10 protein-coding genes and 1 pseudogene are annotated in these 14,086 nt (G+C 72.4%); 5 read left to right on the plus strand and 6 right to left on the minus strand.

Going from position 1 to position 14,086, the window contains the following annotated elements:
- Positions 1-20: 20 nt before the first annotated feature.
- On the minus strand, positions 21-1,271 hold the full coding sequence (gene xseA / locus GA0074694_RS12150) for an exodeoxyribonuclease VII large subunit (protein WP_091457139.1): 1,251 nt from the start codon (positions 1,269-1,271) through the stop codon (positions 21-23).
- Positions 1,272-1,392: 121 nt separating this feature from the next.
- Here xseA and GA0074694_RS12155 point away from each other — a divergent pair, with 121 nt between their 5' ends.
- Both GA0074694_RS12155 and GA0074694_RS12160 read left to right on the plus strand, forming a co-directional pair.
- Positions 1,393-2,385, plus strand: a complete 993-nt coding sequence (locus GA0074694_RS12155) for a 4-hydroxy-3-methylbut-2-enyl diphosphate reductase (RefSeq protein WP_091457142.1) — start codon at positions 1,393-1,395, stop codon at positions 2,383-2,385.
- Positions 2,386-2,440: 55 nt separating this feature from the next.
- Positions 2,441-2,893 (plus strand): hypothetical protein, encoded by a 453-nt coding sequence (locus tag GA0074694_RS12160; RefSeq protein WP_091457146.1) that lies wholly within the window; start codon positions 2,441-2,443, stop codon positions 2,891-2,893.
- Positions 2,894-2,980: 87 nt separating this feature from the next.
- On the opposite strand, the gene GA0074694_RS12165 is transcribed toward GA0074694_RS12160, so the two are convergent.
- A complete protein-coding gene (locus GA0074694_RS12165; RefSeq protein ID WP_091457149.1) occupies positions 2,981-6,280 on the minus strand; it encodes a S8 family serine peptidase in 3,300 nt (1,099 codons plus the stop codon).
- Between the two features lie 148 nt (positions 6,281-6,428).
- Entirely contained in the window at positions 6,429-7,616 is a 1,188-nt protein-coding gene (locus GA0074694_RS12170; protein WP_091457153.1) for a DNA recombination protein RmuC, read from the minus strand.
- Between the two features lie 72 nt (positions 7,617-7,688).
- Here GA0074694_RS12170 and GA0074694_RS12175 point away from each other — a divergent pair.
- Positions 7,689-7,895, plus strand: a pseudogene (locus GA0074694_RS12175) (hypothetical protein); the annotation flags it as partial.
- Positions 7,896-8,006: 111 nt separating this feature from the next.
- Here GA0074694_RS12175 and ppc read toward each other — a convergent pair.
- Complete coding sequence (gene ppc, locus GA0074694_RS12180; protein WP_091457156.1) at positions 8,007-10,793, minus strand: phosphoenolpyruvate carboxylase; 2,787 nt, start codon at positions 10,791-10,793, stop codon at positions 8,007-8,009.
- A 173-nt stretch (positions 10,794-10,966) separates the two neighbouring features.
- On the opposite strand from ppc, the gene GA0074694_RS12185 reads away from it, so the two are divergent.
- Positions 10,967-12,007 carry a S66 family peptidase gene (locus GA0074694_RS12185; protein WP_091457159.1) on the plus strand — a complete coding sequence of 347 codons (1,041 nt, stop codon included), beginning with the start codon at positions 10,967-10,969 and terminating at the stop codon, positions 12,005-12,007.
- Positions 12,008-12,135: 128 nt separating this feature from the next.
- Here the strand turns inward: GA0074694_RS12185 and GA0074694_RS12190 are convergent, their stop codons facing one another.
- Entirely contained in the window at positions 12,136-12,363 is a 228-nt protein-coding gene (locus GA0074694_RS12190) for a winged helix-turn-helix domain-containing protein (RefSeq protein ID WP_091457163.1), read from the minus strand.
- 208 nt (positions 12,364-12,571) lie between these two features.
- Here GA0074694_RS12190 and GA0074694_RS30885 point away from each other — a divergent pair, with 208 nt between their 5' ends.
- On the plus strand, positions 12,572-12,883 hold the full coding sequence (locus tag GA0074694_RS30885) for a hypothetical protein (protein ID WP_141714062.1): 312 nt from the start codon (positions 12,572-12,574) through the stop codon (positions 12,881-12,883).
- 127 nt (positions 12,884-13,010) lie between these two features.
- Here the strand turns inward: GA0074694_RS30885 and GA0074694_RS31590 are convergent, their stop codons facing one another.
- Positions 13,011-13,619: a hypothetical protein gene (locus GA0074694_RS31590; RefSeq protein WP_176737880.1), complete on the minus strand. Its 609-nt coding sequence runs from the start codon at positions 13,617-13,619 to the stop codon at positions 13,011-13,013.
- Positions 13,620-14,086 lie beyond the last annotated feature (467 nt).

Genomic DNA, 14,086 nt, shown 5'->3' on the forward strand with positions numbered 1-14,086 from the left:
GCCATCCCACCACACGCGGCTCAGCCGTCCACCGTCGCGGCGAGTTCACCGGCGGCGAGCCGTACCCGCAGCGGGTCGCCGGGGGCCACCTCGGCCGCCGCCCGGACGACGTGCCCGTCCGCACGCTGCACGATCGCGTAGCCACGGTCCAGGGTGGCGGCGGGGGAGAGGGCCCGCAGCCGGGCCAGGGTGTGCCGCAGGTCGTTCTCGGCGGTGCCGAGCCGGTGGTCCAGGCAGCGGCCGGTCCGGGCGCGCAGGGCGGCCAGGTCGGCGGCCCGCAGGTCGACCATGACCTGCGGGCGGGCCAGCACCGGGCGGGAGCGGAGCAGGTCGATCCGGTGCGACTCGCGGTCGACGAGGTTGCGCACCGCACGTTCCAGCCGGTGCCGGGCCTGCCGGATGAGGCGTACCTCTTCGGCCAGGTCGGGAACCACCCGCTTGGCGGCGTCGGTCGGGGTGGAGGCCCGCACGTCGGCGACGTAGTCCAGCAGCGGGGCGTCGGTCTCGTGGCCGATCGCGCTGACCACCGGCGTACGGCAGCCGAAGACCGCCCGGCAGAGCGCCTCGTCGGAGAAGGGCAGCAGGTCCTCGATGCTGCCGCCGCCCCGGGCGATGACGATCACGTCGACCGACGGGTCGGTGTCGAGCACCTTCAGCGCGTCCACGATCTGCGGCACCGCGCCCGGCCCCTGCACCGCGACGTTCACCGTACGGAAGTCCACCGCCGGCCACCGGCGGCGGGCGTTGGTCAGCACGTCGCGTTCGGCGGCCGACGCCCGGCCGGTGATCAGCCCGATCCGGCCGGGCAGGAACGGCAGCCGGCGCTTGCGCGCCCGGTCGAAGAGCCCCTCGGCGGCGAGCAGCTTCTTGAGCTTCTCCAATCGGGCCAGCAGCTCGCCCAGGCCGACCTGGCGGATCTCGTCGGCGCGGAGGCTGAGCGTCCCCCGGGCGGCGTAGAACTCCGGCTTGGCGTGCAGCACCACCCGGGCGCCCTCGCGCAGCTCCGGCGCCCCCGCGTCGAGCACGTCCCGGTTGGTGGTGACGGTGAGGCTCAGGTCGGCCGACGGGTCACGCAGGGTGAGGAAGACGGTGGAGGCACCCGGCCGCCGGCTGATCTGCGCCACCTGCCCGTCGACCCAGACCCAGCCGAGCCGCGCGATCCAGGCCCCGACCTTCTGGCTGACCACCCGGACCGGCCACGGCTCCTCGGCGGTGCTCCGGGGCGGCCCGCCACCCTCGCCGCTCCCGTTCCCGGCACTCCCACCACTCACGCACCCACCCTAAGCCCCACCCCACCCACCGCTGTGCGCCTGTGCCCGGCGGGTGTGCCGTCGCGGTGGCGGTGGCCGCCGCACGGGGTGCGCCCCTGCCGGGGGCACGTACGATGGGCGGGTGACCGAGGTTCAGGCGACTCCCCAGACCGGCAAGCGCGTGCTCCTGGCGAAGCCCCGTGGCTACTGCGCCGGCGTCGACCGCGCGGTGCAGACCGTCGAGGAGGCGCTCAAGCTCTACGGTGCGCCGATCTACGTACGCAAGCAGATCGTGCACAACAAGCACGTGGTCCGGACGTTGGAGGCCAAGGGCGCGATCTTCGTGGAGGAGAACGAGGAGGTCCCCGAGGGGGCCACCGTCATCTTCTCCGCGCACGGCGTCGCCCCCGAGGTGCACGAGCAGGCCCGCGCCCGGTCGCTCAAGGCCATCGACGCGACCTGCCCCCTGGTCACCAAGGTCCACCACGAGGCGAAGCGGTTCGCCGCCGAGGACTACGACATCCTCCTGATCGGACACGAGGGGCACGAGGAGGTCGTCGGCACCACCGGAGAGGCACCCGCCCACATCCAACTCGTGGACGGCCCCGAGGACGCCGACCGGGTGACCGTGCGCGACCCGAACAAGGTCGTCTGGCTCTCCCAGACCACGCTGTCGGTGGACGAGACGATGGAGACGGTGGCCCGCCTGCGCAAGCGGCTGCCGATGCTCCAGTCCCCGCCGAGCGACGACATCTGCTACGCCACCTCCAACCGCCAGCAGGTGGTCAAGGAGATCGCGCCGCAGTGCGACGTGGTGATCGTGGTCGGCTCGCGCAACTCCTCGAACTCGGTCCGTCTGGTCGAGGTCGCGGTGGACGCGGGGGCCCGCGCCGGGTACCTCGTCGACTTCGCCTCCGAGATCGACGACGCCTGGCTGGCCGAGGCCCGTACGGTCGGCCTCACCTCCGGCGCGAGCGTCCCGGACGAGCTGGTGCGGGACGTGCTGGCCCACCTCGCCGTCCGGGGTTTCGCCGAGGTGGAGGAGGTCGTCACCGCCAACGAGCGACTGACCTTCTCCCTCCCCCAGGAGCTGAAGCGGGACATGCGCGCCGCCGCGGCGGGTGCCCGCGGCTGACGGGCCGGGGCGGACCGGGTCGGAACGGATCCGGGGCCCGCTGCGTCTGAGGCGTATGAAGACGTATCGGATCGCGCTGCCGGTCCTGGTCGCCTGCCTGGCGCTGGGCGCCTGCGCCGGCCAGGACGGCAGCGGTAACCAGGATGGCGGCACCGCCGCCAGCCCGAGCCAGACGGGAGCGCCGGTGACCACTCCACCCGACGGGACTGCCGATCCGGTCGCGCCTCCGCCCGCGGGCAAACCGCCGACCGAGCGCCAGCCGACCGAGTGGCCGCCGGGCGGCCCCGGCGCGTCCTCCGCTCCGGGCGGCGCGACCATCACCGGAACCGTCACCTCCGGGGTCGAGCCGGGGTGCCTGCTGCTCGGCGAGTATCTCCTCGTCGGTGGCCCGCGCGACATGATCAAGTCGGGCGCCAAGCTCACCGTCACCGGCCGGGTCCAGCCCGACCTGATGACCACCTGTCAGCAGGGCACGCCGTTCCTGGTGGACAGCGTCAAGCGGGCCTGATCCCGCGCCGGTCCGGATCGAGCGCCACAAAGGGTGGAGCCCGTCCCCGCGAGGCGGGGACGGGCTCCGGTGGTACTCAGGGACGGATCAGTTCACCGCGCCGATGGAGACCGAGCCACGGCCGACGACCGCGCCCTCACTGGTCACCACGGCCAGCTCACCGAAGAGCGACCGGCCCGCCTGCGGGGTCGACGCCGCGGTCACCGTGCCGGTGAGGCTGGCGGTGGCACCGTGCGGCATCGGGGTCGCCGTGGTCGGGGCGGACAGGGTGCCCAGCGCCGCCGCCGAGAACGAGTCCCGGTAGTCGTACGCGGTGCTGGAGCCGGGGCCGTTTACCGCGTAGCCCTCGACGACCACCCGGTAGGTGCCCGCCGGCGGGTTGGCGATGGTCACCGCCTCCTCGGAGTCACCGTCGGCCGCCCGGCCGACCTCGGTGGCCCCACGGAAGACGTACAGGTCGAGGTCGGCGCCGACCTCGGCCGTGTTGCCGATCCGGGCGGTGAAGGTGGTCGCACCGGCCGGCACCTCGACGGTGTACTCCTGCGCGGCACCCTCAGCGATCGTCGGACGCGCGGCGTTGACGCTGGAGAGCGGGCCACCGCGGCCGGAGACCGAGACCGGGCCGAAGGTGTTGGTCAGCGACCAGGTCACCTGGGTCGGCTGGCCGGCGGTGACCGACGGCAGTTCGACGACGGCCGGCTCCACCTTGACGCCCTGGACGCGCACGTCGAGCTTGAACGGGTTGTTCAGGGTCGGCGAGGTCCGCCGCGACTCCACCTCGATCTCCCAGACCCCGGCGATCGGGTTCTGGTAGTCCCGCTCCTGCGGCTTGCAGGCGGCGGCGTCGGAGAAGTTGGTGTAGCAGCCGAGGCTGGAGGTGCTGTCGACCGGCACGCCGTACGGGTTGAAGGCGATGAACCGGGTCTGCGAACCGGTGGCGATACCGGAGAGGTTCACCTGGAGCGCACCCGTGCCCGGGGGAACGGTCACGAAGTACGAGGTGAAGCCGTTCCGGTCCACGGAGCCCTCGGCCGAGTAGGCGAAGTCCGGGGCCGTCACGTCGTTCGAGGCGACCACCACGGTGGAGACCTCGAAGTCGACGACACTGGTTGCCGGGTCGTCGATCGTCATGATCGCGCCGTGCGTCCCGGCGGTGGTCGCCTTGGCGGTGACGTTGACCGTGACGGTCTTGTTCAGCGGCAGCGAGACGGACGCCGGCGCCTTGAAGGTGCCGTCGTTGCCGCGCAGCTCGACGGTGTGCCGGATCGAACCGGCCGGGCCGCTGGTACGGGTGATCTTGACCGGGTAGGTCCGGCTCTGCCCGACCTTCTGGCCGCCCTGGTTCGAGGCGCACCGGTTGAAGACACCGACGCCCTGGTCCGGGTTCGGCACGAACTGGCCCAGCGCGGCGTCGTACTTCGTCAGGAAGTCCGACAGCTCGGTGCAGACCGCCGCCTCGGAGGTGTAGGAACGGGTCTCCACGCCCTTGCGGAGCAGGCTCCACGCACCCGGCACGTTGACCATGCCGTAGCCCTGCGCGTACGTCGGGACGTCCGCGATCGGCTTGGCCGAGGTGTACAGCGCGCGGCGCAGCGCGGCCGGAGTGACACCGGTGCCGGTCGCCTTGGCGGCGGACAGCAGCAGCGCGGTGGCACCGGCGGCCTGCGGGGCCGCCATCGAGGTGCCGTTCAGCATCGCGTAGCCCGGGGGCAGCGGGTAGCCGGCCTCGGCGACCGGGCTGCCGGCCTGCCAGGTCGGGGCGGTGGAGATGGCCGAGCCCGGCGCGGCGACCTGCGGCTTGAGACCGCCGTCCTCGCGCGGGCCACGGGACGAGAAGTTGAACAGGGCGTTCTTCTTCCGCACCACCGAGCCGTAGTTGGCCAGCCAGGTGTCCTTGCTGATGCTGGCCGCGGTGCTGATCACGTTGGTGGCCACCGACGGGTCGCCGACCGTGTTCACGCCCGGTCCGGAGTTGCCGGCCGAGATGACGAGCTGGACGCCGTAGACCTCGATCAGCTGGTTGTAGAGCACCGCGCGGGCGTTCGAGCCGTCGTTCAGGGCCGGCAGACCACCGATCGACATGTTGACCACGTCGACCTTGCGGTTGATCACCAGGTCGGCCATGCCGGTGGTCAGGGCGGCGAAGGTGCAGCCGCCACCCCACGAGCAGGCGCGGGCGGAGACCAGCTTCGCGCCGGGGGCCGCACCGTCGAAGGCGGTGTTGCCGAGCATGTCGTTGGCGGCGGTGATGCCGGCGACGTGCGTGCCGTGGGTGCTCTCGACGATGCCGATGCTGACGTAGTCGACCAGGCCGGGGCCGCCCACCGGAGTGGTGTCGACGTCCTCGCGGTACTCGACCACGAACGGGATCTGCTCGCGGACCGGGGTCGCCGGGTTGTCGGTGCCGAAGCGGCCGACGTCGAACTTCTCCTTGTACGGCCGCATCAGGGCCTCGTCGGTGAAGTCGTTGTCCTGGTCGGCGTCCACCCAGATGTCGTGGGTCACCGGGTCGTACAGGATGCCGAAGGTGTCGGTGGTGTCGCCGTCGCGGTTGATGTCACCCGCCGGGTCGCTGGTCCGGGTGATCGACTCGCTGAACCGGTTGAACCGGTAGGTGCCGGCCGGGGCCTTGAAGGTGGCGGTGCCGACGGTGAACGTCGGGCCGGTCACCTCGGTGAGCATGGCCCGCCAGCTGGCGTCCTCCAGCGGGTCGGTCGCGGTCACCCAGTCGACGATCTTGCGCTCGCCGGTGGTGGTCTGCTGGAGCGCCGGGTGGTCGAGGTCCACACCGGAGTCCATGATGCCGATGGTGACGCCACGGCCGTCCCACTGCGGGTTGCTGGCCTTGAACTTCTCGGCGCCGGTCTCGTTGGTCGGCATGTACGGGTTTACCGCGCCGGTGCCCGCGCCGGGGCCGCTGAGGGTCGTCCCCTGGACGGCAGACCGGCTGCCGGCCGGGGCCGCCTCGGGGGTCGGGTCGGGCAGCGGGATGGTCTCGTCGAGGTCCACCGCGGCGACACCGGGCAGCCGGGCCGCCTTGAGCGCCTTGTCGGTGGGGACCTTGGCCAGGACGTAGCCGATGCTGTCGAAGCGCTGGCTGACCGCGCCGCCCAGCTTCTCCACGCCGTCGGCGACCTTCTTCGCCTCACCCTTGTCGGTGGCGACGATCATGGTGACGGTGGGGGCCTTCTTGGCCTCGGCCTCGGCCAGGAGCTTGGCGTCGTGCGAGCCCAGCGTCTCGGTGGCGGTAGCCGGAGCGGCGTCGGGCGCGGAGGGAGTGGCACTCGCGGTGGCTGCACCACCCGCCCCGGTCATGGCGCCGGCCGCCACGACGGACGCGACGAGCGCGGCGGAGGTACGCCGGCTCAGGTTGCGGGGTCTACTCACGTTCTCTTTCCTCCAGAGAACAGGGCTCTGCGATGCAGAGCACTCGTGAGCGTGATCTTTCGTGGTGGTGGGAGTCGATGTCACTACTCCGAAGTAGGTTGTGACCACCTCGTGACGTGATTCGGTCCACCCCGTCACGGCGAAAGTGCTAGTCGTCGATGGTAGTGGGCCGAACGGACGAAGTGGACGCCGGACCGGCGGACTCGACCAGCTCCGGGGCCTGCGGCTGGCGGGGTGCCAGCTCCACCTGGGCGGGCGGCGGAATCTCCCGGTCGGAGACCCCCAGCTCGGCCAGCTTGCGGGCACTGACCAGCACCCGCGCCTCCAGCGAGCCGACCGCCCGGTTGTACGCGGTCACCGCCGCGCCCAGCGAGTTGCCGAGCCGGCCGACGTGGTCGCCCAGCGTGGACAGCCGGCCGTACAGCTCCCGGGCCAGGGCGTGCACCGCCACCGCGTTGCGGGCCAACGCCTCCTGCCGCCACGAGTACGCCACCGTCCGCAGCAGCGCCACCAGGGTGGCCGGGGTCGCCAGCACCACGTTGCGCCCGAACGCGTGCTCCAGCAGCGTCGGGTCGTGCTGCAACGCCACGTCCAGGAACGGATCGGCCGGCACGAACAGCACCACGAACTCCGGGGTGTCGTCGAACGCCGTCCAGTAGGACTTGGCCGCCAACGCGTCCACGTGCGCCCGAAGGTGCTTCGCGTGCGCCCGCAGACGCGCGTTGCGCTCCCGGTCGTCCCGCGCCTCCATCGCGGTCAGGTACGCGTCGAAGGGGGCCTTGGCGTCCACCACCACCGACCGCCCACCGTGCAACCGGACCACCAGGTCGGGGCGGACCTGCCGGTCGTCGCTGGTGGCGGTGACCTGTTCGGAGAAGTCGCAGTGCTCCAGCATGCCGGCGGCCTCGACGATCCGGCGGAGCTGGTGCTCGCCCCACCGCCCGCGCACCTGGGGCGCGCGCAGCGCCGCCACCAGCTGCTTGGTCTCGGTACGCAGCTCACCGGAGACCACCCCCATGGCGCGCACCTGCTCGCGCAGTTCGGCGTAGGCGTCGACCCGGTCCCGTTCCAGTTCGGTCACCCGGGACTCGTAGCGGCGCAGGGTCTCGTGCAGCGGCGCGACCGCCCGCGCCACCGCCTCCTGCGACTGGGCGGTCGCCTCGTAGTTCAACGCCCGCATCGACTGCTCCAGCCGGCCCTCGCCCTCCCGGGCGGCGGTCAGGGTGGCGTCCAGTCGGGCGATCTCCGCCGCCGCGCGGGCCCGCGCGGCGAACCAGCCGACCGCGCCGCCGGCACCGAGGCAGACCACCACCACGGCCAGCGTCGAGAAGTCCATCCCCCGAGCTTGCCAAAACGGGTACGGCGTGACGAGCAGGGGTACGTTCGGGCCATGGACACCCTGGTCTTCCTCGGCGCCCAGGTGGTGAACCTGCACGGCGACGCCCCGGCGGTCCGTCAGGCGCTGGTGGACGCCGCCGAGCGGTACAACGCGGCCGGCGGCCAGTTGGAGCAGGCCCGTACGGTCCGGCAGTACCAGCTCGCCCGGGAGACCGCCCTGGAAGGGCCCGCCCACGTCCGGGCCGCGCGTACGGCGCTCGGCCTCGACCCCGGACCAGGGCAGGCCGCCGACGGCGCGCGGCAGTGGTAGCAGGGGACCCCTCCTCCTCAAGAAGCGGTAGGAAGGGCCCCCTGCCACCAACCCAGCAGTGCTGGTACGACCAACCCGTCAGCCGGTGTTGCGCATCCCGGCGGCGATGCCGTTCACCGTGGTGAGCAGGGCGCGCTCCAGCGCCGTACCGTCGCTGGGAGCCCGCCGCCCGCCCGGCGCGGTGGCCACCGCCCGCCCGGCCGCCCCGGAGTCGCGGTACTGCCGCAGCAGCGCCACCTGGAGGTGGTGCAGCGGTTCGAGGTAGGTGTCCCGCACGGCCAGGGTGCGCTGGAGCACCGGGGAGTTCTCCAGCAGGGCGGGCGAGCCGGTCACCCCCAGCACCTCCTGCCGGGTCAGCTCGTACTCCTGCTCGATCTTGTGGAAGATCGGGTGCAGTTGCTCGGGGACCAGGGTCTCGACGTACCGGCGGGCGATGGTCAGGTCGGTCTTGGTCAGCATCATCTCGACGTTCGACAGGAACGTGCGGAAGAAGTGCCAGTTGCGGTGCATCTCGGCGAGCACGTCGGCCAGCCCCGCCTCGCGGGCGGCAGCCAGCCCGGAACCGACCCCGAACCAGCCGGGAACGATCTGCCGGGTCTGCGTCCAGCCGAACACCCAGGGAATCGCCCGCAGTCCGGCCAGGCCCGCGCCGGTGTTCGGCCGCTTCGCCGGCCGGGAACCGATGTTCAACGCACCGAGCAGCTCGGTCGGGGTCGATGCCCAGAAGTACGCCGGCAGGTCCGGGTCCTCCACGAGGGACCGGTAGCTGCGGTACGCCGACCCGGAGACCACGTCCATCGCCGCGTCCCAGCGTTCCAGCATCTCGGCCGGCTGCCGGGGCGCTGTGTGCAGCAGCGTCGCCTGGAGCACGGCGGCCAGGGTCAGCTCCAGGTTCTCCCGGGCCAGCGAGGGCAGGGTGTACTTGTCGGAGATGACCTCGCCCTGCTCGGTGACCTTGATCGCGCCGTCCAGCGTGCCGTACGGCTGGGCCAGGATCGCCTCGTGGGTGGGGCCGCCGCCCCGGCCGACCGTGCCGCCCCGGCCGTGGAACAGCCGCAGGTGCACGCCGTGCCGGGCGGCCACGTCCCGCAGCGCCCGCTGCGCCCGGTGGATCGACCACTGGCTGGTGGTGATGCCGGCCTCCTTGTTGGAGTCGGAGTAGCCGAGCATCACCTCCTGCACGTCGTCGCGGGCCGCCACCAGCTGCCGGTACGCGGGCAGTGACAGCAGCTCGTCGAGGAGTTCGCCACCGGCGTTCAGCTCGGCCGGGGTCTCCAGCAGCGGTACGAAGCCGATCCGTGCCCGCCCGCTGTGCGCGTCGACCAGACCCGCCTCGCGGGCCAGCACCACGGCGGCGAGCACGTCGTCCACGCCGAGGGTCATCGAGACGATGTACGACTCGATGACCTCGTGTCCGAACCGGTCCTGTGCCTCCCGGACCGCGCCGAAGACGTCGAAGGTCTTCCGGGCCGCCTCGGTCAGCGGGGTGTCCGCCGTGGAGAGCGGCCGGCGGCCGGTCAGCTCGTCGGCGAGGAGCTTCGTCCGCTCCAGCCGGGTCAGCGACGGGTAGTCGTCCACCTCGCCGACGGCCTTGTAGAGCTGGGCGAGCACCGCGTGGTGCGCCTCGGCGTGCTCGCGGATGTCCATCGTCGCCAGGTGCAGGCCGAACGCCGAGACGGTCCGGATCGTCGAGGCGAGCCGCCCCACGGCGGTGAGCTGCCCGGAGTTGCGGGCCAGCGAGGCGCGCAGCAGTTCCAGGTCGGCGACCAGCTCGGCGGAGCCCTGGTAGTCCCGCCCCGGCACGTGCGGGGTGCCCTGGCGCAGCCGCTGCCGGGTGTTGGCCAGCTTCGCCTTCACGCACCGGGCCTTGAGCCGGTACGGCTCCTCGGCGTTGACCCGGCGGAACCGGGCGGCCACCTCGGGCAGCGCGTCGAGGTCGGTGGCGAGGCTCGCGGACAGGTCGAGCGAGACGCCGCGCAGCCGGCGGGAGACCGACACCTCGTTGATCAGGTGGTCCATCGCCCGCTCGGTGGCGGCGATGCCGTGCTCGTGCTGGATGACCAGCACCTCGCGGGTCACCGCCGGGGTGACGAACGGATTGCCGTCCCGGTCGCCGCCGATCCAGGTGCCGAAGGTCAGCGGCCGGGCGGTCGGCGAGGTCTCCACCCCCAGGGTGCGCAGGGTGTCGGCCAGGTCGTCGAGGACCTGCGGTGCGGCCTCGGCGTAGAGGTCGCGCAGGTAGTAGATGGCGTTACGCGCCTCGTCGGTGGGATCCGGCCGGTCCAGCCGCAGCTCGTCGGTCTGCCACATCAGGTCGAGCAGTTCGGCGAGGCGGCGGTTCGCCGGCCCCTCGTCGCTCGCGCCGTAGAGGATCGCGTTGGCCGTCTCGGCGTCCAGTTCGTCGGCGATGGCCCGGAGCTTGGACAGGATCGAGCGGCGGGCCGCCTCGGTCGGGTGGGCGGTGAAGACCGGCCGGACCGCGAGGCGGCGGGCTGCCCCGGCGATCTCCTCCGCCGGCACGCCCCGCTCGGAGATCATCGTGGCGGCCTGGTCCAGCCAGCCGCCCTGCACGGCGCGGCGGCGGCGCAGGTCCCGCGCCCGGTGCACCTGCTCGGTGATGTTGGCCAGGTGGAAGTAGGTGGAGAAGGCCCGCGCCAGCTTGGTGCCGGTGGTCACGTCGAGGCCGCCGAGGCGGTGCGCGGCGACCTCCGCGTCGGTGCGGACCAGGGCGCGGATCTCCTCGACCAGGTCGAGCAGCGGGCGCCCCTCCTGCCGGGCCAGGGTCTGCCCGAGCAGGGTCCCCAGGCGGCGGATGTCGGCGCGCAGCGCGGCGTCGGGCCCGTCGTGGTCGTGCTGGTCGGTCACGGGTTGCGCTCCTTACGTGAGGACGAAGGACTGCGCTGTCCGACTCCCTGGATCGTATCCGCGCCACCTCCCGGCGGGGGGAGCGGCCCTGAGATGTGGCTCATTGCGTGGGAATCCCCAGCTGTGCTGCGGCGAGGAGGAAAACCGGTTGGGGCGGCCGATAGCGTCGGACCATGGTCGACCGCACGTACCCGCCCAAACCACGCCCCGGGGACCGGGTCGCGGTGGTCTCCCCGTCCGCCGGCCTGCCGGCGATCTTCCCGCACGTGTACGAACTCGGTCTGCGCCGGCTGCGGAAGGAGTTGGGGCTGGAACCGGTCGAGTACCCGACCACCCGGGTCATGGACACCGACCCCCGGGATCGGGCCCGGGACCTCACCGCCGCCTTCGCCGACCCGTCGGTCACGGCGGTGCTCGCCACGGTGGGCGGCGACGACCAGCTCACCGTCACGCCGCACCTGGACGACGCGGTGCTGCGGGCCAACCCGAAGCCCTACTTCGGCTACTCGGACAACACCAACCTGCTCAACCACCTGCACCGGATCGGCATCGTCGCGTACCACGGCGGGTCGGTGCTGGTGCACCTCGGCCGCCCCGGCGCGGCGCATCCGCTGACCATGGAGTCGCTGCGCGCCGCGCTGTTCACCACCGGCTGGTACGAGCTACGTCCGCCCCGGCAGTGGGGTGACCAGCCCCTCGACTGGAACGACCCGTCGACGCTGGACACCGAGCCGCCGATGCTCCCGGGCACCGGCTGGACGTGGGAGGGGCCGCAGCGCGCCGTCGAGGGGCCGGCCTGGGGCGGCAACCTGGAGATCCTGCACTGGTTGGCCGCCGCCGACCGGATCGCCCCGGCCGCCGAACTGGCCGGCTCGGTGTTCCTGGTGGAGACCTCGGAGGAGCTGCCGTCGGCCGTCGAGGTGTACCGGATGCTGCGCAACCTGGGGGAGCGGGGCCTGCTCGCCAGCTTCCCCGCCGTCCTGGTCGGCCGGGCCAAGGCGTGGGACTTCGCCCGCCCGCACACCGTCGAGCAGCGCCACGGGTACGCCGAGGCGCAGCGGGCGGCCGTCACCCGCGCGTTGCGCGAGTACGCCCCGGACGCCGTGGTCGTCTTCGACGTCGACCTCGGCCACACCGACCCGCAGCTGATCGTCCCGTACGGCGGGCAGGTGCGCGTCGACGCCGTGACGCGCCGCATCACCGTCCGCTACTGACTCCGCCCGCCCTGGGCCGGCTCCCCGCCCGCCACGCCGGGCTTGATCCATTCCGGTTCGCCGATGTCGGGGTGTCCACTTGACCGGACACCCCGACATCGGCGAACGGGTCGGGGTCGTGCGGTCGGCTACGGGCTGGCCCGCTCCCGGACGAACACGCCGGCACCGGGCGCGCCGTCGACGAGTCCCCGCGCCTTGAGCCAGTCGACGGCGGAGCGTACGACCTGGCGGGACACCGTGAACTCGGCGCAGAGCTCGGTGCCCGAGGGCAGCTTGCTGCCCGGGGGGTACTCGCCTGACTCGATCCGCTCGGTCAGCGCATCGATGAGCTTTTGCTTCTTCGTATAGGCAGTCATGGGTGAACTTCCGTGGCAGGTACTGCCCATGTGATCACGTGTGCCGGCAAAGCGTCAATGAAATGCGAGATCAAGGCTTGACCTGGCATGACAGGTCGTCATAGGTTTTGGTGGGTGGCCGTGGCAGGTTGCTCGTACAGACAGAAACGGCCCGGGGCGGAGGTGGAGCTCCGATCCCCGGGCCTTGACCGGGAAGGAGCCCCGGCCCATGACCAACCTATCCAGTTCCGACCATCCGCCCTGGTGCCTGCCCGGCCCTGACTGTGCTGCGTCGAGTGACCTGCACCTGTCCCGTTTGGTCGGGACGGCGGTTAGCGGCGACGAGGTGATCCAGGCGCGGCTCGGTCTGTGGCGAATGGATGTCGGTCCGACCCCGCCCACCGGCCTGCTGCTCGAACTCTCCGCCGGTGAGCATGTGGAACGGTGGCCGCTCGACCTGGTTCAGTCCCGGGCGCTGGCCCACCTCGCCGGCCGGCTGGTCCGCAAACTGGGGCCTTGGCCGGCGATCGTCGCCGCATGAAACCCGCCGACCGACCCTGATCCGGCCGCCCTTTGATCCACTTCCTGATTGCGGCAAGTTGGGGTGTCCGGTGTCGAGGTGGCCCCGACTTGCCGCAATCCGTGGCGGCTTCTCCGACCCGGGGCGGTCAGAGGGTGATGGGGCAGCGGCCGGCGCTGTAGTGGGTCACTGCCGCCACGATCTCCTGCTCCGAACGGTCCGCGAAGTTCAGCGTCGACACCAGACCGGAGCCGTAGAAGGCGTTCAACATGCTGCTGTCCAGCGCGGTGTACGCCCCGAGGTTCTGCAACATACGCGGATCCCGGAGCTGGACGACCAGCATCTTCTCCAGGCTCCACCGGCGGCGACGGATCTGCCCGACCGCCTCCCAGGGCACCCAGACCGCCTGGCCACGGGTCGGCCGCGTCCGGATCCACAGCCCGGCCGGGCTCAGGGCCAGCACCGGGCCACCCGAGGCGATCAGCCACAGTTGGATCCCGAGCGGCAGGCCGATCGCGGCGAGCAGGCAGACGAAGATGCCGACGATGCCGAGGGCGGCGTTGGCGCGCATGTCCGGGTCGGTGGAGCCCGCCAGGCCGAGGCCGGCGAGGCAGATGATCGGGCTGAGCAGGACCAGCGCGACCGCGCCCATGACCAGACCCCGCTTGGCGACGCTGGGGCGGACCACGAAGGGTTGGTCCTCCGGAATGCGCTTGGCCGTCGGGGCCGGCGGGGGCGGATAACCCGGATGCCCCACCGGGTATCCGGGCTGCGGGGGTCCGGGCTGCGGGTATCCCGGCGACGGCTGGCCGTACGGTGGCTGTGGCACGTGGCCGTACGGGGGCTGGCCGTAGGGAGGCTGCGGCGGGTGGCCGGGCGGAGGAGGGGTGGTCACCGGGTTGCTCCAGCTGTCGGGCGGGACACGGGCGCCCAGCGTACGACGGGTCGGCCCGGCCGGGGTCGGCGCGACCGACCGCGGCTGCCCCGTACCCCCTCGTGTGGCCCGGTCCGGCCCGCGCGGGCGGCTCGGGACGCCCGTCGACGCGGGGCGTCGTGGCACGTCTGCGGCGCCGATCCTCCCCGGGGACGGTGGCGCCGGCACCGGTCAAATCGTTCGTACCGCGAGATAGGCTGGCATTCGTACACCCCCCGTCCGGCCGGACTCGGGGTACCTGTTCGTGTGCCAGCAGCCCACCGGGCGTGCTCCTCCGGCGACACTCACTG

The sequence above is a fragment of the Micromonospora inyonensis genome (assembly GCF_900091415.1).
Taxonomy (GTDB): domain Bacteria; phylum Actinomycetota; class Actinomycetes; order Mycobacteriales; family Micromonosporaceae; genus Micromonospora; species Micromonospora inyonensis.